We start from the raw sequence: 20,364 nt of genomic DNA, 5'->3' as shown, positions 1-20,364 counted from the left end.
TTAGTTGCCCACCGATAGCGAAGGTACAGGGCCGGTAGCTCAGTCAGGTAGAGCGACGGACTCTTAATCCGTCGGTCGGGGGTTCAACTCCCTCCCGGCCCGTGAGAAATCCACGAGCGATAGCGAGCGGTTTCGAACGACCGTGGAGGAGTTGAACCACGCGAGACGAGCGGTGCGAGACGCGAACGAAGTGAGCGTCTCGGTATGGCGAACGGCGGAGCCGTGAGCCAGTGAGCCTCGCAATCGGGTTCAACTCCCTCCCGGCCCGCTTCTGCGAGACACCGTACGCCGTCAGTTCGCTCGGGACCCGACCGACCCGCCAGCCTGCGACATCACGCGCCGCCGCCGCGGACCCGACACGGCGGGGCTCGGCCGATGGATCGGGTTCGGATGAAGCGAGACTTTTCATACGCCGACGCGCAATAGAGCGGTATGAGTGGAACGAAGTCGGGGCCCGGTACATCTCCATCTCGGATCGTCAGTACCGAGGACGTGTTGGGTGGTAAACCACGAATCGACGGGACGCGGATCGGGGTGTACTTCGTCCACGAACGGGTGGAAGGGCGTGGGCTTGAACCGCGGACGGTCGCGGATCGGCACGACCTCGATGTCGCCGACGTGTACCGTGCGCTGGCCTACTATCACGACCACCCCGACGAGATGGCGAGGATCGAGCAGAAACGAGGCGAACGGCGTGAGAAAGCGGAGTCGAATCCGGATGTCGCGACGGGTCCCGAGGATTTGGAGTAACGGCGTCCGATGTCGGTGAGGTTACCGCTGTTGTTCGACGAGGATACGGAAGCGAAGTTCGCTCGGCTCTGCGAGAAGGATGGTCACGATGTCGAGCGAGTCGTCGACGTATCGGAACTGGGCCGGGGAGCGAAAGATGCCGAAGTCCGCGGATACGCTGACTCGACTGACCGGATCGTCGTGACTCACGACGACGATTACGTAAGCGAGATTCGGGCGGATGGCGACAGAACCTTCTACGCACCGAACCAGCGGCTGTCGGCGTTCGAACTCTACCGCATTCTCTCTGCGGTCTGTGACGCTATCTCTTCAGCTGAGGAACTGCCACCTGTCGTGTATCTAACCGAGGAGTGGCTCTAACGCCAGCCGATACGTCACCGTCGAAGATATGCAGGTGTGCGCTCGGATCGCGTTGAGCACGATCCCCGAGAAGCGCCGGCCCCTCGTTCGGGCACTCCTCGATCCGGCCAACGGCGGGGTTCTGACGACCCGCGACGTATGCGACCTGATCGGGGTGAGCAAGCCCACGGCGGGCGAGCGGATGGAAGAGATCAGCATCCTCAGATTCGGCTCGATCGGTGAAGTCACCGTCCTCCTGTCGCCACGCCTTGTAGCAGGCGAAGTGTCGCCCGGTGAGGACGTTCGTATTGTCGATGCCACACCAGCGGACGAAGTGCTTGGTGCGGTAGCCGTGGGCTTTGAGGGAGTTCTCGCTGAGGCTGTCGGCGCGGTCTTCGAGATACCACTGCTGGGCTTCTCCCGGTTCGATGGTCTGTAGGTTGGCGTGCATAGCTGGTAGCCCACAGCGGGAGCGCGGCCCCGGTAATCGACTGCGGGGCGACCGAAGGGAGCGTTCAACTCCCTCCCGGCCCCCTCCGTCTTCGACGGGTTTTCATAGTATTTATTGTAAGTCATTACCGGTGGGAAGCCAAGACGGTCCGGCGATCCACCGGTAACCAGTTACAATAAATACTGTCAGTCACTCCGAGACGACGACCCGAACGAGCGGGCGTACCCGGTGGAGAGCGTGACAGTGATAAGAGCGTGCGCTCCAGTAACGGTATGATTCGGATCGGTACGGCGCTGGCGCTCGCGGTTCTCGTCGTCCTCGCCGGCTGTGGCGGCGGGGCTGGTCCGGACGGAACGGCGACCCCGACGGAGACGGCAACCCCAACGGCGACACCCACTCAAACCTCCACACCCACGGCCACACCCGCCAGTGATGGGAACGGGACGTTCCCCGGCGGCTGGTCCGAAACCGGGGTGAACGACACGGGGGCGGCACTCGAGTCCCACTACCGGGCGGTGCTCACCGGCCCGTCGGCGACGGTGCAGTATCGGTCCCGTATCGTCAGCGCCGAGAGCGACGCGGCCGCGAACACCACGTTGGAGATGCGACTCGACACGGGCGGCCGACGGCTCTCCGCCCGCATCGACGGCACGGAGCGGACACGCGAGGTCTTTTTTGCCGACGGAACATTCCGGCAGTGGAGCGTGCGCAACGAGACGGTCGTCGGCCGCTCCAACACCACGTTCGTCCGCGCAGCCCAGTCGATAGACAACGCAGTCCTCCGGTCACAGCTCCTGACCTACCGACTCGAACTGAACGAGACGGTGACGCGTGGCGGCACCACGGCGCTGGTGTACGACGTTGTCGGCGTTCACAACGACACGCTCTCGGGGACGTACGGCACCGCCACGGCGGCGTCGGGTCGGGTCGTCGTCAGCGACCGCGGGCGGGTGATAGACATCCGGACGACGGTGACCTACACCCGCGGCACGGTCGTCTACCACTACTCACAGACGCGCATCGGCGGGACGGACGTGCCGACCCCCGAGTGGCTGTCGGCGGCGTAGGCCGGAGGAATGATCGACTGCCTGCCCCGACTCGACCGGGGGCTGGCCGCCTCGGCGAGTCCCACGGCCCAGTCACAGTCGACAGCGTTAGGATCGGGTGGCGGCTACGATCGGGTGTGACCCACGACGAGTCGGCGACCCCCGATCCGGCGGCGGAGGTGCAGGTCACCGTCTACACGCGCGACGGCTGTCACCTCTGTGACGAGGCCATCGAGACGATCGAGCGCGTCGCGATGTCGCTCTCGCGACCGGTCGACCTCGAAACCGTCGACGTCGACGCAGACGCCGAACTGCGCGAGCGATACGGCGAGCGCGTCCCCTACGTCACGGTCGACGGGCGGCCGCAGTTCAAATACCGCGTCGATCCCGACGATCTGCGAGCGATCCTGACGGCGTAGGTCGTACTGGCGTCGGACGACGGGCCCGCCTCGGGGTCGGCGGCCCGCCACGCCGGTGTGTTTTACCCCTCTCGGTGCGAAGGGGCGATTCGATAGCCGTGATTCGCGTCCTGTATCTCCACCCGCCGTCGTCGGCGGCGACCCGCATCGCTACTGCCCTCGACGCCGCGGCGCGGATGATCGTCCACACGGCGACGACCGCTGACGACGCTCGCGACGCCCTCGACCAGTCGATCGACTGCGTCGTCATCGCGTTCGGACCGACCGACTGGACGGGTATCGAACTGCAACGGGTGGTCGCTGACCGCGCCCCCGACCTGCCGCAGGTGTTGGCGCCGGTCGACGACACCGCCGCAGTCGATGGGTTGATCGATCGAATCGTGGCGGCGGTGGGTGTGGACACGAGCGCGGACACGAACGCGTCGTCGGTTTCGACGGCGACGATTCTCGACGCCATCCCGGGAATCGGCTTGCTCGTCGCCCCGGACGGCGAGATACGCCAGTGGAACTCGCGCGCGGCGGCGGTGTGGGACGACGACGTGTCGCTCCGCGGGGCCGGCGTGACCGCCATCGTCGTGCCGGATGCACGCGAACGCCTGGCCGAGGCACTCGCGACGGGGCAACGGGTCGTCGAGGCGCCGGTCGAGACTCCGGCGGGCGGGCGGATCGATCACGAGTGGACGCTGACGCGCGTCGCCGAGGACTCGCTGGTCGTCGTCGGTCTCGACGTCTCCGAGCGGGCGGCGTTCGCCGCCGAACTCCGGGCGACCGAGGCGTCGCTGGCCGCGCTCTACGAGACGCTCTCCGATCGCGATCTGACGTTCGAGGACCGACTCGGGCGCGTCCTCGAACTCGGCTGTGATCGCCTCGGCGTCGACTACGGCTTCCTCACGCGAATCGACGGCGACACACAGCGGATCGTCGATTCACGGGGAACGCACCCGTCGCTCCAGCCGGGGGAGCAGTGCCCGCTCTCGCGGGCGTACTGCCGGAAGACAATCCAGGGGGAGGGCCTGCTCGGCGTTCACAACGCCGTCGCGGCGGGGTGGGCGGACGACCCCGCCTACGACGCCTTCGGCCTCGGGTGTTATCTCGGCGGGAAGGTGATCGTCGACGGTGACCTGTACGGGACGTTGTGTTTCGCCGACGCCGACGCCCGCGAGACGGCCTTCTCGGACGTGGAGCGGATCTTCGTCGAACTGTTGACTCGGTGGGTGAGCTACGAACTCGAGGAGCGCGCGGCACGCGAGAAACTGGAACGGAAAAACGAGCGGCTCTCCGAGTTCGCCAGCATCGTCAGCCACGACCTCCGCAACCCGCTGAACATCGCTCAGGGACAACTCGAACTGGCGCGGGAGACGGGCGCGGCGGACCACCTGACCGAAGCCGATGACGCCCTCGACCGGATGGAACGGCTCGTCACCGACCTGTTGGAACTCGCGCGACAGGGATCGGTCATCGAATCGGCCGCGGAGGTGCGCCTCGGCGATGTGGCAGACGACGCGTGGGCGAGCGTCGCCACCGGCGACGCCGACCTCGTTGTCGAGAGCGATGGCCGCGTCACGGCCGACCGCGAGCGACTCCAGCAGTTGCTGGAGAACCTGTTTCGGAACAGCGTCGAGCATGGCTCGACCAGCCCTCGGTCGCAGGCTCCCGACGACAGCGTCGAACACGGCTCCGATCCGCTCACCGTTCGCGTCGGCGTCATCGAGCGCGGGTTCTACGTCGAGGACATGGGCCCCGGCATCCCCGCCGACGAACGCGACGCCGTCTTCGACCGTGGCTACTCCACGAACGACGGCACCGGCCTCGGACTCACCATCGTCCAGGCCATCGCCGAGGCCCACGGCTGGTCGGCGGCCGTCGTCGACGGCACCGACGGCGGCGCCCGCTTCGAGTTCTCGGGCGTCGACTGCCCCGTCCCCGCCTGATCGAACAGGAACGTTTATGATAGATGCGTCCGTCGTCCCGTTCGATGCGTGCTCACGTCGTACCTGTACGCGACTGACTTTTCCCGACCCCCAGGTATCGACGTTCGACCGACTTCCGATTCCACCGCACATGAGCACTTCACTCCCGACGACCGACCGCACGGCACCGACACTGACAGACGATACGTGGCGCGCAGAATCGAGGCCCGACGCCGAGACGATGCCGGCCGGTGCTCGCTCCCAGTTCGCGACCGACTGTGAGCGGCGACTCTACAACCTGATCGACGACGAAAACCGCGTGATGTTCTAATCGAGGAAGTCCGGTTCGATCCGCTTCTCGTCGCGTTCGGCCCGCAGGTGGGCCGCGAACGCCTCGCGGTCGACGTCCTTTCGCTCCCGCTCTTTCCGATCCCGGACCGAGACGGTGCCGCTCGTCTCCTCGTCGTCGCCGACGATGAGCATGTAGGGCACGCGGTCGCTGTGGGCCTGCTGAATCTTGCGGCCGACCGTCCAGGAGCGATCCTCGATGTCGACCCGGAAGTCGTCGAGTTCGTTCGCGAGGCGGCCCGCGTAGCCGAGGTTGTCGTCGCTGACGGGGAGGATGCGGACCTGTTCGGGCGACAGCCAGAGCGGGAACTTCCCGTCGAAGTGTTCGATGAGCACCATCAGGAAGCGCTCGTAACTGCCGTAGAGAGCGCGATGCAGCATGACCGGGCGGTGGTCCTCGTTGTCCTCGCCGGTGTAGGTCAGATCGAACCGCTCGGGCATGTTGAAATCGAGTTGGACCGTCGGGCCGTCCCACTTGCGGCCGAGGGCGTCCTCGAACGCGAAGTCGATCTTGGGGCCGTAGAAGGCGCCGTCGCCCGCCTCCACGTCGTACGCGATGTCCTGGGAGTCGAGTACGTCCCGCAGTTGTGACTCGGCGCGCTCCCAGATGTCGTCGCTCCCGACGGACTTCTCCGGGCGGGTGGCGAGTGCCACCTCCGCGTCCAGGCCGAACGTCTCGAAGACGTGGAAGATGTTGTCCATCACGAGGTTCACCTCGTCTTCGATCTGATCCGGGCGGACGAACACGTGCCCGTCGTCGATGGTGAACGACCACACCCGCGAGAGCCCCGAGAGCTCGCCACGCTGTTCCTTCCGGTACACCTTGCCGTCCTCGAAGTAGCGGACGGGTAGGTCGCGGTACGACCACGACTGCTGGTCGAAGATGGTGGCGTGACCGGGACAGTTCATCGGCTTCAGTCCGTACTCCTCGTCGTTCACGTCGAGGAGGAACATGTCGTCGACGTAGTTCTCGTAGTGACCGGATTTCTTCCAGAGCTCCGTCCGGAAGAGATGGGGCGTCTCGACGGGGTCGTAGCCGGCATCGAGGTTCAGGTCGCGCGCGAACCCCGAGAGTTCGTCGAGGACCCGCTTCCCGTTGGGGTGATAGAGCGGGAGGCCGGGGCCGGTCGTCTCGTCGATGGAAAATAAATCGAGTTCGCGCCCGAGTTTCCGGTGGTCGCGCTCCTGGGCCTCGCGGCGGCGTTCGAGGTACGCTTCCATCTCCGCCTCGCCCTCGAAGGCCGTACCGTACACCCGTGTCAGCGTGTCCTCGTCCTCGTCGCCCCGCCAGTAGGCCGAGGAGATGTTGAGGAGTTTGAACGCACCGATCTCACCGGTCGACCCGACGTGTGGACCCTGACAGAGGTCCTCGAACTCGCCCTGTCGGTAGATCGTGACGGGGTCTTCTCCCGCCGCTTCGGTTTCGAGGATGTCCCGCTTGTACGGGTTGTCGGCGTACTCCGCCAACACCTCGTCACGCGGGCGTTCCTCGCGCTCGATGTCCAGATCCTCGGCGATGATCGCCTCGGCTTCGGCCTCGATGTCCGCCAGATCCTCGCTGTCGAGGTCGACGTTCGTCACGTCGTAGTAGAAGCCGTCGTCGGTGGGGGGGCCGATGGCGAGTTTGGCCTCGGGATGCAGGCGCTGGAGCGCCTGCGCGAAGACGTGGGCCGCCGAGTGGCGCAGGACGCGGAGATACTCGTCGCTGTCCTCGGTGACGATGACGAGGTCGGCGCCGTCCGACAGGGGCGTGTCCTTGTCGACGAGGTCGCCGTCGACGACGCCGGCCACGGTGTCGCGCCCGAGACCCGGTCCGATCTCGAAGGCGACGTCCTCGACCGTCGACCCCTCCGCGACGGAGAGTTCCGACCCGTCGGGAAGCGTCACTACGATTTCGCTCATATCGGAGGAAGTCGGACGAACGGAATAATACTGTCGAAGGTGCGTCTCGCCCGCGCAAGCTATTTTTGCCAGCCGTGCCCCTTGTGACCGTGTCACGAGACCGCCCTCTCGGCTTCGGTCACGTCGTCGTGCTCTCTCTCGGCCTCCCGCTCGGCGCCGGGGTGTTCAGCCTGCCCCACGGCGTCGAGAACCTGGGCGGTCCCGCCACGCCCGTCGCCTACCTCGTCGGAACGCTCGCGGTCTGTGCCGTCGCCGTCGCCTACGCCGTCTACCTCTCCAGTCCGCTCGCCGAACGCGACGGAATCGTCTACGCCGCCGTCTCCCGGACGTGGGGGTCGCGCCCGCTCGGCTTCCTCGCCGCGTGGCCGACCGTCGGGGCGTACGTCGCCGTCCTCGCCGCCCTCGCGGCCGCCCTCGGGCGGACGTTCTCCCTCCTCGTTCCCCTCTCCCCCACCGCCACCGCTATGGCCGTCCTCGCCGTCGTCGTCGCCGTTCACGCCCTCGGCCCCGCGGCGGCCGCCCGGGCGCAACTCGCCACGACCGGGCCGCTCGTCGCCCTCCTTGCGGTGATGGCCGTCGCCGCCCTCCTCGCCGTCGCGCCCGACAACTTCTCGCCGCTCTTTCCCACGCCGACACTCCGGGAGCGGCCGCTGGCGTCGCTCGGCGCGGCGACGGTGGTGACCCTCTTTGGCTTCGTCGGGTTCGACGCCGGCGCCGCCGCCTCGTCGGTCACCCGGAATCCACGCCGGACGGTGCCGCGAGCGACGCTCGTCGGCGTCCTGATCGCCGGCCTCGTCGCCACCGTCGCCGCGTTCGTCACGCTGGGGGTCATCCCGTGGACCCGACTGGTGTTCGCGCCGGCCCCGTTCGCCAACGCCGCCGCCAGTGGACTCGGCGTGGGGGTGGAACTCCTCGTCGTTCCCGGAACCGTCCTCGCCACCGCCGCGGCGGCGCTGGCGACGGCGTGGCTCCCGACCCGGACGCTCCGGGGGTTCGCCGAGGTGGTGCCGGGCGTCGACCGCGACACCCGTCCCGGTCTGCCCGACCCCGCGCTGGCGGTGACCGGCTTGCTCGCCGGCGTCGTCGTCGCCCTCGACGCGGTCGGCCAGGCGCTTTACCTGTCGCTCGCGGGCGTCTTCGTTGGCTACGCGGCGCTCGCGGCCTCTGCGGCAGTCCTCCCGTTCCTCCGGCCGGCGCTCTATCGCCGGTGCCGGCTTCGCCCCCCGACGCCCGCCCTCGCTCTCGTCGCTACCGTCGGCGTCGTCACCGCCGCCGTCGTCCTCGTGCGCGTCGTCGCGCTCGACCCCGCCACCTCGCTCGGGTTCACGCGCTGGACGCCCGCACTCGCGGCCGTCGACGAGGCCGTCCTTGTCCGCGACCCGCTGTCGACGGTGGTGCCCGCCCTTCTCCTGTGGGAACTCCTCGGGGTCGCGGTCGTCGCCGTCGCGGCCGACTACCGCGCGGACCGGGGCGTCGACCGGCCGCCGCTGACCGCGGCGTACGACGAATAAAACGAAACCGGGAAACCACGGGGGTCCTCCTTCCCTCCATGGAACGTGGCGCCATCCCGCTTGCCGACCTCGACGGCGACTTCGACCTGCAGGCGACCGTCGAGAGCGGGCAGAGCTACCTCTGGGACCGACCGGACGGCGGGATGTACGAGCGCACGGCGGCCCACGGCGGGGACGCGTGGTACGAGACGGTCGTGCCGCCGATGGACGCCGTCGGCAACGACCGGGCGGTCCTCCGGGTGCGCCAGACCGAGGGGCGACTGAAGTGGGAGTCGACAACCGACGCCGTCCCCCTCCTCACCCACCTCCTGCGCCTCGACGACGACCTGGACGCCGTCCTCGCGGCGACGCCGGACGACCCGCTTCTCGACCGGGCCTACGACACCTACCGCGGGATGCGACTGGTTCGTGATCCACCGTTTCCCTGTCTGATCTCATTCATCTGCTCGGCCCAGATGCGCGTCTCGCGCATCCACGGAATGCAGATGGCCCTCGCCCGCGAGTACGGGGACACGGTCACCGCGGACGGCCGGACCTACCACGCCTTCCCGACGCCGGCGCAACTCGCGGAACGCACCGAGGACGACCTCCGCGACCTGAAACTCGGCTATCGGGCGCCGTACGTCCAACGGACCGCGTCGATGGTCGCCGATGGCGAGGCCGACCCCGCCGCCGCGCGGGGACGCGAGTACGAGGCGGCCCGCGAGTACCTCACCCGCTTCGTCGGCGTCGGCGAGAAGGTGGCCGACTGCGTGTTGCTCTTCTCGCTGGGCTATCTGGAGGCCGTCCCGCTGGATACGTGGATTCGCTCGGCCATCGCGGATCACTACCCCGACTGTGATAAGGGCTCGTACGCCGACACGTCGCGGGCGATCCGCGATCGACTCGGCGGCGCGTACGCGGGCTACGCCCAGACGTACCTGTTTTACTACCTGCGGGCGGGCGAGGAGTAGTACGGCCCGTTCCCGGTGGTCGGGGGACCGCGTCGGCGACGCACGACGATCCGGACGAGGGGTCGTTACGCGCCCGCCGCGCCGTCGGCCTCGATCCCGTCGAACGGGGCGTGCATCCGCCGCTCGATCTCGGCGCCGAGCCCTTCCGTCGCGTGTGCTATCGAAAATTAATTGCATAATTATTCAACTGTGCATTCCGGTGTCGAATCTATCTGCCGACAAAATCGGTGTAGGCCGCGAAAAAATCGGGACTACCGGATTCGGCCGTCAAATAGATTGAATAGACTATACACTGCATCGTCGTCTCGACGCCCATACGGATCACGCGGCCGAAACTTCATGACGGTGGACGTACAAGTACGGTGTGGTATGGACTGTCGAGTCGTCGTCGAGGCAGCGGTTCCGGTGTACGACGTAGAGACTTCCGACGAGGCGATCCGTATCGCCATCGCGAAAACCGGCGAGATGCTGAATCCGGACCTCAACTACGTCGAAATAGAGATGGGGTCCCGAACGTCGCCGTCGGGCGAAGACCTGCCGCCCGCCTTCATCGCCGCCGACGAGGCCCTCGTCGCCCTCGAACTCGAAATGAAGGTGTTCAACGTCGAACAGGAGGAACACGCGTCGCGTATCGCGCGCAAGGAGATCGGGCAGCGACTGGAGAACGTGCCGCTTTCGATCCTGCGGGTCGATCCGATGGAGTCCGAAGAGGAGGCGTCGGCGGACGCGGACGACGAGAGCGACGACGAGGACGATCTCATCCCCGAGTTCGAGGAACTGGTCGACGAGTGAGGGGGATCGGTGACCCCGTGTTCCGATGTGTCGCCGTGACGTGCCGGCGACTCACCGGGACCGACTTCTAATAGGGATTATCGTAGCTGTTCATAGGTTCGGTTTCGCCCGAATCGGAGACCACAGCCAGTCGAGGATCGCTGGCCCTCCGGCCGGCTACGATGCCCCCTATGAGGAGACGTATAGCCGGCGCTGGCCGGGTAGTGCTCTGCAGGAGACCGCGCCGTCGGATCAGTCCGCGTGAGGAGCGACGCGCTCCTCGGACGTTTCCAGCGAAGAAGTGATTCCCTTTGCCAATTTAAAAACAGCCGCCTTGTGGTCCGTCTTCGATTTGTGGATCGATGTGGGTCGTACCCCCATGTCCTCGTAGGCGGTCAGGTCGATTTCGTCGTCGTGCCATGCTGCGCACTGTTTCTCTACCTCCGCGAGGAGGCCGTGCAGGTGAATGAGCTCCTGCTTTTTCATAACAACCATCTATAGCGAGTGGAAGGTTATATTATTATCTTGAGTGGAGTTAACATGCGGCTATAGACACGGACTCTCACTCCCGCAGTTGACAGGACGCGTCCTATACCCCGGAATTCGGCGGTAAGGACTCCTTACCCTCTCCGACGCCAGACCGGTCTGCAGACCCAGGTGTCGATTCACTCACCAACGTAAATACCACCGACATTGTTATAACTCATCGATATAACCAGACGTGTAAATAGAAATGATATTTTCACCGGGGGGAGCCGGGTACGGGCAGCGGCGAGTACAGGCGTGTCGCCGCCGTTCCCCCCTCGCATGAGTTCGACATCCGCCGTCGAGGCGGAGACACGATCCGACGCGGGGCCAGCATCGTCGGAGCGACTGGACCGGATCTTCGCCATCCTCCAGAACCACCGGCGGCGGCTCATCCTGGAGTATCTCCGGGACCACGACTCGACGACGCAGGGTGACCTCGCGAGACACGTCGCGGCCGTCGAGAACGATATTGCGGAGTCGGCCGTCACCTCCACACAACGCAAGCGGGTGTACGTCTCGCTGTACCAGGCACACCTCCCCAAACTCGACGAGTTCGGCGCCGTCGATTTCGACCGTGACCGGGGAACCGTCGAGCGAACGTCCAAAACCGACGACCTGTTGCGGTATCTCGATCGGTTCGATCCCGATCCGCCGGACGCGTCGGCCTCGTTCGAGTCGTCCGGCCTGAGCACCGTCGTCTTGCTCTCCGTCGCCCTCCTCGTCGTCTTCGTCGGCGAACTCGGGGCGTTACCGACCGATCTCTCCCTCGGTGCGGCCCTGCTCCTGTCGCTGATCGGGATGGCCGCCGTCGTCCGCGATGTCCGCGGGTGAGCCGTGCCCGGGCAGGTCGCCGCAGTCGTTGACGATCCCGATCCGGTCCGTGGCGGCGTACCGATACGCCTCGACGGCGGTTGGCAATCACTCGGACGCGCGAACGCGGCGTCCGGATCGATCCGCTTCTCGGCCCTCGACCGCGGATTCGATCCCCGTAGCGATTGTAAACGTCTTCCTTATGCGACCGTGATCGTCGGAATTAGGTCGCTGTCGGACTCTATACGGCCAGTTCGGGGCGACTACTGTCCCCGATCGGTAGGCGATCCTTTACCCTCGATCGACGGCTTCAAACGACACATTAGCGCTCGAACCCGGAGTCCCCGTCTCACTTATTAACTGCCGCCGAGCGACTCCTGAAACGCTTTAGTCGCCCGCGCCGGGATAGCGAAATATGGATTACGAAGACAGTCTCGACCGCGCGTTGACCGAGACCCCCGAGGTAGGCGACGCGGCCGACCGGTTCCAGGTGCCCGACCCCGAGGTGCGGCCCGAGGGCAACGTCACCAGCTATGAGAACTTCGCGCCCACGCTCGACCGGTTGAACCGGGACGAGGCGCACCTCCTCAAGTTCCTCCAGTCGGAACTGGGCACCAGCGCCAGCATCGACGACCGGGGGCGCGCCCGCTTCACCGGTGACTTCAAGCAGTCCCGCGTCGCCGACGCACTCGACGAGTACGTCGAGTCGTTCGTGACGTGTTCGGAGTGTGGCTCGCCAGACACCCGACTCGTCGAGGAGCGCGGCGCGACGGTGCTGAAATGTGACGCGTGTGGAGCGCTGTCGGCCGTGCCGGAGCTCTAATCACTCGAACTGTTTGACGAGTTCCAGGTCGCGTTCGGTCCGCATGAACTCCGCGAGTCGGCGCGTCGCGTGGCAGTTCGGACAGCTGAAATTCTTCCGGTGACCGGGGAGTTCAGTCGGCCCGTTCTCCCAGTTTTTCCCACACTCGGGACACAACAGTCTGACGAACGCTTCGACCATATCCGGTCTGTGTCACGGAGTCTCATAAACGTTCGGCGAGTGTCCCAGGTCGCGTTAAGTTAGAGGATGAGGCGTTCGATTTCTGAGTGTCTATGGCAGAATCCGAACGCCTCAGCGAGTGTATCGAGTGGATCGACTTGTCGTTTGTGGAGCGCAAGCGGACTCCCGAGTGGGCGATTCAAGTGGGCATCCGGTGTCATCTCGCCGGCATGTCAACGAGAGATGCCAGTCAGTTTCTCGATGAGTTGGGAGTCCAACGTAGTCACGTCGCGGTTCACAACTGGGTGCATAAGGCTGATCTACAGCCGATTTCGACGGTGAGTGCGGATCAACTTGCGGTCGACGAGAAGGTGATCCGCATCAACGGCGACGACTACTGGCTGTACGGTGCCGTTGATCCCGAAACGAACGATATCCTGCAGTTTAGGCTGTTTCCGACGACGACGAAACAGACAACGCGATGGTTTCTGGCCGAGCTGCATCGGCAATATCGGCTCGATGGCGTCGAGTTCCTCGTCGACGATGCCGATTATCTAGTGAACGTTCTCGACGAAGACGGCTACCGATTCCGGATGATTTCACACGGGAATCGGAATGCTATCGAACGTGTCTTTTGGGAGATAGAACGACGAACCTCCTCGTTTGCAACTAGTTTTAGCCATGTCGAACCGCAGACAGCAGAATCGTGGCTCCAAGCCCTCGCCGTCCGGCACAATTCACGCCAAAGTTAACGCGACCGTGTACAGTTCTAACACGGGTCGTGGCACGGTAGGCGATGCCCACGACACTCGGTGAAGCCTACCCCCCAACACTACGACCGGAGAGACCGCACACGACGACCTGATCGCGTGGAACGAGGGCGCCGAACGGGTCCGCAGCCTCCGCGAGGCGTGGCTGCCACGGCTCGGCAGGGAGACGGTCCCGCTCGACCGGATCGCCGGCCGCACCGTGGCGGAGACGATCCACGCTCCCGCGGACGTGCCCGCCCACAGCCACGCCACGATGGACGGCTTCGCGTTCGACGCGACCGACCCCTACCCGCTCGACCTCGCCGACATCGAGGTGTTCCCGGAGGACGAACCGCCGACGCTCGACCCCGGTGAAGCGGCACGCATCGCCACCGGCGCCCCCCCGAGGGGGCGAACGCGGTGTTGAAACGCGAGGAGGCACACGTCGACGCCGGCCAGTTGCGGGGGATCGACCTCACCCCCGGTACCTACGTCTACGAGCGCGGGAGCAACGTCGCCGAAGGCGACACGTTGTTCGCGGCCGGGGAGCGACTCTCCCCGAAGGACGCCCTCCTCTCGCGGATCTCGGGATCGATTCCGTGGCCGTCCGTGACCGGTTCTCGGTGGGACTGCTCGCCACCGGAACGGAGATTCACGAGGGGTGTCAGCGTGACCTCGACTCCGCGATGCTCGTCGGCCTCGTCCGGTCGTGGGGTCACGAAGCGACCGACGAGGGAAGCGTCCCCGACGACTACGACCGCGTCGAGTCGCGGATCGACGCCCTCGCGCGCGAACACGATGTCGTGACGACCACCGGCGGCACCAGCGTCGGCGACAAGGACTTCGTGATCCGGACGCTCGACGCCCTCGGTGATCTGCACTTTCACCGGGTGCGCCTCCGACCGGGGAAACCGATCGCCGTCGCCGAACTCCCCGACCACGACGCCGTCGCCTTCGTCATCCCCGGGAAACCCGTCGGCGCCCACGCTGTCACGACGCTCGTCGCCCGCCCGTTTTTGACCGGCGACGCGTCGCTCCCGACGGTCACCGAACGGCTGGCCCGGTCCGTCGGCATCACCGCGCCCGGCTTCGCGTACGCGGTCCCCGTCACCCTCGACGACGGCGTGGCGATGCCCCTCGGTCACGCCGACTCCCCCCTCCCGGTGTACGACGACGCCTTCGATCCGAGCGTCCTCTCGCGGAGTGCGCGCGCGACGCAGGCGGCGGGTTCGTCCTCACCGAGTCGGCGCTCGACCGCGACCGATCCGTCGAGGTTATCCCCTCCCCCGTCGTGGAGCGATGAACCTCCCCGTCGTCTCCCCGCCGTTCGACGCCTCGGGCGAGTCGGCGTCGGTGATCGGTGTCCTCCTCGCTGCCCCGGTCGATCCTCCTCGAGAACGGAACGCTCGTCGACACCGGCGACCCCGGCGTCCGGCGCGACGTGGACCGGCCGGCGGATCTGTGATTTTCTGGGTCGTACCTGTCCAAGGATTTAAGTAAAATCCAGCTACGACTATATAAACGCGATGACACGGCCCACCCGCCAGCGGGACGACCGGACGCGATGGCAGGGCGAGAAGGAGGAGGACGAAGCCGACGAGGATGTCGATCTCGACGATCTCGATCCGGAAGACCTCGTGAGGACGGCTGACGGGGAACTGATTCACGAAGAGACCGGACTCATCATCGAGGAAGAGCAGATCGATCCCGGTCCGGAGTGGCGGGCGTTCAACCACCAGGAACGGCAGGAGAAATCACGAGTGGGTGCCCCGACCACTCAGACGATGCACGACAAGGGGTTGACGACGACCATCGACTGGAAGGACAAGGACGCCTACGGGCGCTCGATCTCCTCGCGGAAGCGTTCGCAGATGCACCGCCTGCGGAAGTGGCAAGAGCGGATTCGGACGAAGGACGCGGGCGAGCGCAACCTGCAGTTCGCGTTGAGCGAAATCGACCGGATGGCCTCCGCGCTGGGCGTTCCCCGTTCGGTGCGGGAGGTGGCGTCCGTGATCTATCGGCGCGCGCTCAACGAGGACCTGATCCGCGGGCGGTCCATCGAGGGCGTCGCCACCGCCGCCCTCTACGCCGCCTGCCGCAAGGAGGGCATCCCCCGATCGCTAGAAGAGATATCCGAGGTCTCACGCGTCGAACGCAAGGAGATCGGTCGCACCTACCGTTACATCTCCCAGGAACTCGGACTGGAGATGAAGCCCGTCGATCCGAAAAAGTACGTTCCGCGCTTCTGTTCCGAACTCGACCTGACCGAGGAAGTGCAGGCGAAAGCCAACGAAATCATCGAGGAGACCGCGGAGAAGGGTCTGCTCTCGGGCAAGTCGCCGACGGGGTACGCGGCCGCCGCCATCTACGCCGCCTCCCTGCTCTGTAACGAAAAGAAGACTCAGCGCGAGGTGGCCGACGTGGCCCAGGTGACCGAAGTCACCATCCGGAATCGGTATCAGGAACAGATCGAGGCGATGGGTATCCACAGTTAGGCCCTCCGGTCGGCCGTCAGGGGGCCATCTAGGGCGGCGTCACTCTCTGGCCGGCTACAGCCGACAGCCTCAAATCCCGGCCCCCGAAATGACCGCTATGCGCCTCGACGAGTTCGTCGATATCGAGGCGGACGAACGCGCCGAGCGACGGCGCCTCGCGAAGGGGAAGTCCTACGAGATACTCGATCACGTCGAGAGCGTCGCCGACCGCGTCGAGCGCTCGGTTTCGGGCGACGCCATCGTCGGCAGCGTCTCCCCGTCCATCTTCGTCGGCCGATCGGACTACCCGAACGTCTCCACCGGCATCCTCTCGCCCGTCGGCAACGAGGGCGACGCGACCCGGTACGTCACCAGCGGCGCGTGGTACGAGGAAGGAATCGACCTCGACGAGGTGTTCCGCCGGCGGACGAGCCTACTCAACTCCCGTCGGTCGTCCCCTGTCGACGTATCGGACACCTGGGACGGCTTCGTCGGCGTCGGCCGCGAAGTCGCTATCGCGGACCGTCCGGTCGACGTGGAGATCGGTCTCGACGGCGATCCGTCGGTCGAGTTCGACGCCGACGGCGCCTCGGCGCCGACCGGCCCGAGCGCCCGCGCCCGTTCCGCCCATCTCGGCGAGAACCCGCACGTCCCCCGCGCGGTGGAGAAAGCCCTGGAAGACGACGACTGGCGCGCCGAGGGGGCGATCAACTACCTTTATCGCCGCGGCTTCGACGTGTACGAAGTGAACTCCATCCTCTCGGCGGGGGCGCTGGGACGGCGCGAAAACCGCCGGCTCGTCCCGACCCGGTGGTCGATCACCGCCGTCGACGACACCGTCGGCCAGTTCCTGCGGGGATCGCTCCGGGACGCAGGGGGGATCGACGAGGTGGAGATCCACCGCAACGAGTTCCTCGGCAACGCCTACTGGGTGCTTCTCGCGCCCGGTCGGTGGGAGTTCGAACTCGTCGAACTGAAGGCGCCGGGGAGCGTCTGGAACCCCGACCCCGAGGCGGGGATGTGGTTCGCGGCCGACCGCGAGGGCGCCGAGGGCCGCACGGGCTACGTCGAGGAGACGGCGGGGGCGTACCACGCCGCCCGGCTGGCGACCCTCGAACATCTGGACGAGCGGGGCCGGCAGGCGAAATGTCTCGTCCTCCGGCACGTCTCCGACGACTACTGGGGACCGGCGGGCGTCTGGCAGGTCCGCGAGGGCGTCCGCCACGCTTTCGACGGCGAACACGCCACCGCGGAGACGTTCGCCGACGCGGTTCGGGGTGTCGTCGACTACCTGCCCGCGTCGATGGGGTCGTTGCGTCGCAAGTCCGCGATGGTCGCGGGGTTACAGACGACGCTGTCGGATTTTTAAAGCGCCTCGTAGGCCGCCTCGACCATCTCACCCGTCTCGGCGACGATGTCGGCCATCTCCTCGTCGTCCGGTGCCATGCCGAGCAGTCGCCCGATCCGCATGATGCTGGCGTGGTAGACGGTCTGGACGCCGGGTTCTTCCTGCCAGACGACGACGTTACACGGCATGAGCGCGCCGACGCGGCCGTCGCTGGCCTCGAGGACGCGGTCGGCCATCGCGGGGTTGCACGCCCCGAGGACGTAGTAGGGGTCGCGGCCGGCGTCGATCTTCTCGTTGAGCATCTCCGAGACGGAGAACTCGACCGGCACGCCGAAGCCCGCGGCTTCGAACGTCTCGCGGACGTGTTCGATCGCTTCCTCGTGGTCCATCTCTAGAGTTGCGCGCTGTTCGCCGATGTCTGCGGGGTCGATTGTGGTCGGATCGATCGGGAGCATCATAGCTGTGAGTAGTAGTGGAGACGACGCAACATCAAACTGTATGCGCCGGCACCGACGACGCCTGAACGACTCGCCGCGCCGTGTTGTCGATCAGCGGCTTGTCGGGGTCGCGCTTGCCGCGCTTTCCGAGGGCGATCAGATCCACGTCGTGATCCTTGGCGTCGGCGGTGATTGCCTCGTCGGCGATGCCCGTGACGACCCTCGTCTCGCAGTCGACGCCTGCGTTCGCGGCCATCTCATGGACCTCGTCGACGAGTTTCTGTCCCTTCTTTCGGATGCGCGTTTTGATCTCCTCGATGTCGTTCGGTACCGCCACGTAGTCGGCGTCGCCCATGTCGATCACGTAGAGGGCCGTTAGCCTGCCGTCGTCGCCCACGAGATCGGTCGCGTGTTCGGCCGCGCGCCTCGCCGCCTTGTTGCGTCCGTCGGCACGAGGACGTGTTGGAACGTTGCCATACTCGACGTGACGGCCGGCGGTGAAATAAAATCGCGCTGCGATCACAGCGGCACGGGAAGCCACGAGAGGGTTCGAACGACGGTCGCGGTGGGGACGATCGGGGGGTGGAGCACCAACCAGTCAAGCAGCGCCAGACCGACGCCGTGAGCGACCACCGAGGGGAGGATCGACTCGCTCTTGTAGTCGACGGCGCCGAAGAGCACGTCCGTCGGCGCCGAGAGGAGGAGTTCGATCGGCGGCTTGTGGACGTGGTGGGCGGCGTAGACCACGGGGCTGATGAAGACGCTCTTGAATCCGAGTTCGCGGACGCCGACACAGAGCAACCCGCGGTAGTACGTCTCGGCGGCCGCGGCGACGACGAACTGGGCGAGTGCGTGCGGGACGAACGCGGCGAGGGCGGTGTCAGTCGCCCACATCGGGTAGTACGTCCGGATCGTCGGCAGCGACGACCCCACGATGTAAAATGGGACGACGAAGCAGGCGAGCAGGAGGGTGTTGCGGAGGGCGCGTCGATCCACGCGCCAGCCGAGGTCACGGCCCCGCGAGAGTGCGAGCGCACCGGGCAGGGCGACGAACAGGACCACGTCGCGGACGATCCGGGCGTCGAGGCTGGTGGGCGGAACGCTCCAGAGCGACCAGCACACGGCGAGACAGAGCCCGGCGAGCAGGGATGTCTGCACCCAGGAGAGGTGGGGTGTGCGCATCGTCTAGCGGTTGTCGGCCATCAGGATAGATCCTCGCCATCGGCGACGAGAGGGCGCGCTCACTCGTCGGCGGTTGGGATCGGCCCCGTCCCGACCTCCGACCGGACGGCCGACAGGAACGTCTGTCGGGTGTCGAAGTACGTCTCGTCGACGGCGTCGAGGATCGAATCGAGGGTTCGGGGGCCATCGGGCGTTCGAACCGTCGCGTCGCCTTCCTTCTCGCGCACCCTGCTCGCTTCCTGGGGCCACGTGAGCCGCGAGGCCACCCGTGCGAGCGGCGCCCCCTCGACCGGTTCGCCCTCGCCGAGTTCGACCGCCGGCGCTTCCTCCTCGTCCGTATCGTCGCTCATGGCTCGCGGTACTGTCCCCCGTGAGTTAACCCCTTCGGACCGCCCGGAACCACCGATCCAGGGGTCCTCGTCCCCGTCCACCGGGCCGCCGCGCCCAGTCCACCCTCACCGCGATCCAACGTATCGACTGTACTGCCGTCACACGCCCGTCTGACGTAGGGTTTTGTGTGAGGCGGCTGTAGCCAGCGTATGACCAGTCTCGGGGAGGTCTACCACGGGGACGACCGGAGCGGGCCCAGCCTCCGGCAGATTTACGCGGGGGCGAGTCTGTTCGTCGTCGGCATCGTCCTCGTCGTCGCGGGCATCGTCGTCGCCACGACAGACGTACTGATGGGCGGTGGGACCACCCTGTTCGAAGTTCGCGAGTACGGCGGCATCCTCGCCGGCCTCGGCGTGCCGGCCGTCTTCCTCGGTATCTCGGCCGTCCTGCCGGCCGAGCGTTCCACTCGCGCCGCCGCGGGCATCGGCGCCAGCGTCGCCGTTCTCGGCGTCACGCTCTTTGCCTACGCCTACCCCTGCCGGTGGTCCGGCGCCAACTGCGCGCCCGGCATGGTGGATCTGACCCTGCCCACCGTCGGCGTCTACTTCCTCGGTGCGCTCACTACCTTCTGGTGTCTGTTCGTCGGTATCGCCAACTTCAAGACTCGGAACGACCCCGGCGGCACCGTCACGATGGAAGTGACCCGACAGGGCGAGACGAAAGTGATCGAAGTCGACCGCTCGAAACCGAGAGGTGGCGTCGGCCTCGGCGGGAGCAGTTCCACCCCGACCGCGACTGTCGGGGCGCAGGTGAGCGACGGCGGGAGCGACGACGACGACATCCGTGAGGTGGCCTCGGTTTCCTCCTCGTCATCGCCCACGGCCGGGAGCGGTCACGGCTCGTCGGGCGGTGGCGGCACGGCCACCGCGTCGGGTGGGGGCAGCGAAGTCTGGCAGTCCTCCGACGTGGCCGGCGCGAGCACCGACGCCGCCGACCGCTACTGTGGCAACTGCGAACACTTCGAGTACGTCCGCACCGAGCGCGGCATCCAGCCCTACTGCGGCTTCCACGACGGCGTCATGGCCGACATGGACGCCTGCGAGGACTGGAACGGGCGCTGACCG

At 66.4% G+C, this 20,364-nt stretch carries 23 protein-coding genes, 1 tRNA gene and 1 pseudogene; 18 read left to right on the top strand and 7 right to left on the bottom strand.

The features are described from left to right. Positions 1-28 precede the first annotated feature (28 nt). The 8 genes from HALNA_RS14625 (at position 29) to HALNA_RS14590 (ending at position 5,246) form a co-directional block, all read left to right on the top strand. Positions 29-102: transfer RNA gene (locus HALNA_RS14625), tRNA-Lys, on the top strand. Between the two features lie 330 nt (positions 103-432). Beyond that, complete coding sequence (locus tag HALNA_RS14620; protein WP_049937073.1) at positions 433-750, top strand: DUF433 domain-containing protein; 318 nt, start codon at positions 433-435, stop codon at positions 748-750. Between the two features lie 9 nt (positions 751-759). Beyond that, positions 760-1,110 (top strand): DUF5615 family PIN-like protein, encoded by a 351-nt coding sequence (locus HALNA_RS20140; protein ID WP_157573553.1) that lies wholly within the window; start codon positions 760-762, stop codon positions 1,108-1,110. A 52-nt stretch (positions 1,111-1,162) separates the two neighbouring features. Further along, complete coding sequence (locus tag HALNA_RS14610) at positions 1,163-1,528, top strand: hypothetical protein (protein ID WP_157573552.1); 366 nt, start codon at positions 1,163-1,165, stop codon at positions 1,526-1,528. A gap of 284 nt (positions 1,529-1,812) precedes the next feature. Continuing rightward, positions 1,813-2,607, top strand: coding sequence for a DUF7537 family lipoprotein (locus HALNA_RS14605; protein WP_049937070.1), 795 nt, complete (start codon positions 1,813-1,815; stop codon positions 2,605-2,607). Between the two features lie 116 nt (positions 2,608-2,723). Next, positions 2,724-3,005: a glutaredoxin family protein gene (locus tag HALNA_RS14600; protein ID WP_049937069.1), complete on the top strand. Its 282-nt coding sequence runs from the start codon at positions 2,724-2,726 to the stop codon at positions 3,003-3,005. Positions 3,006-3,103: 98 nt separating this feature from the next. Further along, a complete protein-coding gene (locus tag HALNA_RS14595) occupies positions 3,104-4,936 on the top strand; it encodes a GAF domain-containing sensor histidine kinase (RefSeq protein WP_049937068.1) in 1,833 nt (610 codons plus the stop codon). Between the two features lie 130 nt (positions 4,937-5,066). Further along, positions 5,067-5,246 carry a hypothetical protein gene (locus HALNA_RS14590; RefSeq protein ID WP_049937067.1) on the top strand — a complete coding sequence of 60 codons (180 nt, stop codon included), beginning with the start codon at positions 5,067-5,069 and terminating at the stop codon, positions 5,244-5,246. Here the strand turns inward: HALNA_RS14590 and thrS are convergent. After that, positions 5,243-7,165: a threonine--tRNA ligase gene (gene thrS, locus HALNA_RS14585; protein ID WP_049937066.1), complete on the bottom strand. Its 1,923-nt coding sequence runs from the start codon at positions 7,163-7,165 to the stop codon at positions 5,243-5,245. The genes HALNA_RS14590 and thrS overlap by 4 nt on opposite strands. A gap of 89 nt (positions 7,166-7,254) precedes the next feature. On the opposite strand from thrS, the gene HALNA_RS14580 reads away from it, so the two are divergent. The 3 genes from HALNA_RS14580 (at position 7,255) to HALNA_RS14570 (ending at position 10,421) form a co-directional block, all read left to right on the top strand. Beyond that, positions 7,255-8,676 carry an APC family permease gene (locus HALNA_RS14580; protein ID WP_049937065.1) on the top strand — a complete coding sequence of 474 codons (1,422 nt, stop codon included), beginning with the start codon at positions 7,255-7,257 and terminating at the stop codon, positions 8,674-8,676. Positions 8,677-8,714: 38 nt separating this feature from the next. Then, positions 8,715-9,629 carry a DNA-3-methyladenine glycosylase family protein gene (locus HALNA_RS14575; RefSeq protein ID WP_049937064.1) on the top strand — a complete coding sequence of 305 codons (915 nt, stop codon included), beginning with the start codon at positions 8,715-8,717 and terminating at the stop codon, positions 9,627-9,629. 369 nt (positions 9,630-9,998) lie between these two features. After that, the gene (locus tag HALNA_RS14570; protein WP_049937063.1) at positions 9,999-10,421 is read left to right on the top strand and encodes a DUF555 domain-containing protein; all 423 of its coding nucleotides are present in this window, start codon (positions 9,999-10,001) and stop codon (positions 10,419-10,421) included. 231 nt (positions 10,422-10,652) lie between these two features. Here the strand turns inward: HALNA_RS14570 and HALNA_RS14565 are convergent, their stop codons facing one another. Continuing rightward, positions 10,653-10,886: a UPF0058 family protein gene (locus tag HALNA_RS14565; protein WP_049937062.1), complete on the bottom strand. Its 234-nt coding sequence runs from the start codon at positions 10,884-10,886 to the stop codon at positions 10,653-10,655. A gap of 321 nt (positions 10,887-11,207) precedes the next feature. Here HALNA_RS14565 and HALNA_RS14560 point away from each other — a divergent pair, with 321 nt between their 5' ends. Further along, entirely contained in the window at positions 11,208-11,759 is a 552-nt protein-coding gene (locus HALNA_RS14560; RefSeq protein WP_049937061.1) for a DUF7344 domain-containing protein, read from the top strand. Positions 11,760-12,153: 394 nt separating this feature from the next. Next, positions 12,154-12,561, top strand: coding sequence for a translation initiation factor IF-2 subunit beta (locus HALNA_RS14555; RefSeq protein WP_049937060.1), 408 nt, complete (start codon positions 12,154-12,156; stop codon positions 12,559-12,561). Here HALNA_RS14555 and HALNA_RS14550 read toward each other — a convergent pair whose 3' ends face one another. Continuing rightward, the gene (locus HALNA_RS14550; protein WP_049937059.1) at positions 12,562-12,741 is read right to left on the bottom strand and encodes a DUF7836 family putative zinc-binding protein; all 180 of its coding nucleotides are present in this window, start codon (positions 12,739-12,741) and stop codon (positions 12,562-12,564) included. Positions 12,742-12,833: 92 nt separating this feature from the next. On the opposite strand from HALNA_RS14550, the gene HALNA_RS14545 reads away from it, so the two are divergent. The 4 genes and pseudogenes from HALNA_RS14545 (at position 12,834) to nreA (ending at position 17,312) form a co-directional block, all read left to right on the top strand. Continuing rightward, complete coding sequence (locus HALNA_RS14545; protein WP_049935679.1) at positions 12,834-13,472, top strand: IS6 family transposase; 639 nt, start codon at positions 12,834-12,836, stop codon at positions 13,470-13,472. Positions 13,473-13,581: 109 nt separating this feature from the next. Further along, positions 13,582-14,772: pseudogene (locus tag HALNA_RS21700) on the top strand (molybdopterin molybdotransferase MoeA). A 223-nt stretch (positions 14,773-14,995) separates the two neighbouring features. Then, positions 14,996-15,964: a transcription initiation factor IIB gene (locus HALNA_RS14535; RefSeq protein ID WP_049937058.1), complete on the top strand. Its 969-nt coding sequence runs from the start codon at positions 14,996-14,998 to the stop codon at positions 15,962-15,964. A gap of 97 nt (positions 15,965-16,061) precedes the next feature. After that, a complete protein-coding gene (gene nreA / locus HALNA_RS14530) occupies positions 16,062-17,312 on the top strand; it encodes a DNA repair protein NreA (protein WP_049937057.1) in 1,251 nt (416 codons plus the stop codon). On the opposite strand, the gene HALNA_RS14525 is transcribed toward nreA, so the two are convergent. From HALNA_RS14525 to HALNA_RS14510, 4 genes are read right to left on the bottom strand one after another with little or no spacing between them, the layout of a single operon-like run. Next, the gene (locus HALNA_RS14525) at positions 17,309-17,749 is read right to left on the bottom strand and encodes a DUF302 domain-containing protein (protein ID WP_049937056.1); all 441 of its coding nucleotides are present in this window, start codon (positions 17,747-17,749) and stop codon (positions 17,309-17,311) included. The genes nreA and HALNA_RS14525 overlap by 4 nt on opposite strands. 31 nt (positions 17,750-17,780) lie before the next feature. After that, on the bottom strand, positions 17,781-18,251 hold the full coding sequence (locus HALNA_RS14520) for a universal stress protein (RefSeq protein ID WP_211226025.1): 471 nt from the start codon (positions 18,249-18,251) through the stop codon (positions 17,781-17,783). After that, complete coding sequence (locus HALNA_RS14515; protein ID WP_049937055.1) at positions 18,248-18,910, bottom strand: CPBP family intramembrane glutamic endopeptidase; 663 nt, start codon at positions 18,908-18,910, stop codon at positions 18,248-18,250. The genes HALNA_RS14520 and HALNA_RS14515 overlap by 4 nt, the downstream gene beginning before the upstream one ends. 59 nt (positions 18,911-18,969) lie before the next feature. After that, entirely contained in the window at positions 18,970-19,260 is a 291-nt protein-coding gene (locus HALNA_RS14510) for a DUF5789 family protein (protein ID WP_049937054.1), read from the bottom strand. Positions 19,261-19,449: 189 nt separating this feature from the next. Between HALNA_RS14510 and HALNA_RS14505 the strand changes: the two genes are divergently transcribed. Beyond that, on the top strand, positions 19,450-20,361 hold the full coding sequence (locus tag HALNA_RS14505) for a DUF7139 domain-containing protein (RefSeq protein ID WP_049937053.1): 912 nt from the start codon (positions 19,450-19,452) through the stop codon (positions 20,359-20,361). The last annotated feature ends 3 nt before the right edge of the window (positions 20,362-20,364 follow it).

The organism is Haloplanus natans DSM 17983, from assembly GCF_000427685.1.
GTDB lineage: Archaea > Halobacteriota > Halobacteria > Halobacteriales > Haloferacaceae > Haloplanus > Haloplanus natans.
The sequence above is the reverse complement of the archived record's forward strand: the minus strand, read 5'-3'. Positions and strand labels throughout refer to the sequence as shown.

Bases quoted from the DNA above. Each gene is read 5' to 3' on its own strand.
- HALNA_RS14515 (WP_049937055.1), bottom strand. From the start codon at position 18,910: ATGCGCACACCCCACCTCTCCTGGGTGCAGACATCCCTGCTCGCCGGG.
- HALNA_RS14560 (WP_049937061.1), top strand. From the start codon at position 11,208: ATGAGTTCGACATCCGCCGTCGAGGCGGAGACACGATCCGACGCGGGG.
- HALNA_RS14590 (WP_049937067.1), top strand. From the start codon at position 5,067: ATGAGCACTTCACTCCCGACGACCGACCGCACGGCACCGACACTGACA.
- HALNA_RS14605 (WP_049937070.1), top strand. From the start codon at position 1,813: ATGATTCGGATCGGTACGGCGCTGGCGCTCGCGGTTCTCGTCGTCCTC.
- HALNA_RS14505 (WP_049937053.1), top strand. From the start codon at position 19,450: ATGACCAGTCTCGGGGAGGTCTACCACGGGGACGACCGGAGCGGGCCC.
- HALNA_RS14570 (WP_049937063.1), top strand. From the start codon at position 9,999: ATGGACTGTCGAGTCGTCGTCGAGGCAGCGGTTCCGGTGTACGACGTA.
- HALNA_RS14510 (WP_049937054.1), bottom strand. From the start codon at position 19,260: ATGAGCGACGATACGGACGAGGAGGAAGCGCCGGCGGTCGAACTCGGC.
- thrS (WP_049937066.1), bottom strand. From the start codon at position 7,165: ATGAGCGAAATCGTAGTGACGCTTCCCGACGGGTCGGAACTCTCCGTC.
- HALNA_RS14620 (WP_049937073.1), top strand. From the start codon at position 433: ATGAGTGGAACGAAGTCGGGGCCCGGTACATCTCCATCTCGGATCGTC.
- HALNA_RS14550 (WP_049937059.1), bottom strand. From the start codon at position 12,741: ATGGTCGAAGCGTTCGTCAGACTGTTGTGTCCCGAGTGTGGGAAAAAC.
- HALNA_RS14525 (WP_049937056.1), bottom strand. From the start codon at position 17,749: ATGATGCTCCCGATCGATCCGACCACAATCGACCCCGCAGACATCGGC.
- HALNA_RS14575 (WP_049937064.1), top strand. From the start codon at position 8,715: ATGGAACGTGGCGCCATCCCGCTTGCCGACCTCGACGGCGACTTCGAC.
- HALNA_RS14545 (WP_049935679.1), top strand. From the start codon at position 12,834: ATGGCAGAATCCGAACGCCTCAGCGAGTGTATCGAGTGGATCGACTTG.
- HALNA_RS14555 (WP_049937060.1), top strand. From the start codon at position 12,154: ATGGATTACGAAGACAGTCTCGACCGCGCGTTGACCGAGACCCCCGAG.
- HALNA_RS14565 (WP_049937062.1), bottom strand. From the start codon at position 10,886: ATGAAAAAGCAGGAGCTCATTCACCTGCACGGCCTCCTCGCGGAGGTA.
- HALNA_RS14535 (WP_049937058.1), top strand. From the start codon at position 14,996: ATGACACGGCCCACCCGCCAGCGGGACGACCGGACGCGATGGCAGGGC.
- HALNA_RS20140 (WP_157573553.1), top strand. From the start codon at position 760: ATGTCGGTGAGGTTACCGCTGTTGTTCGACGAGGATACGGAAGCGAAG.
- nreA (WP_049937057.1), top strand. From the start codon at position 16,062: ATGCGCCTCGACGAGTTCGTCGATATCGAGGCGGACGAACGCGCCGAG.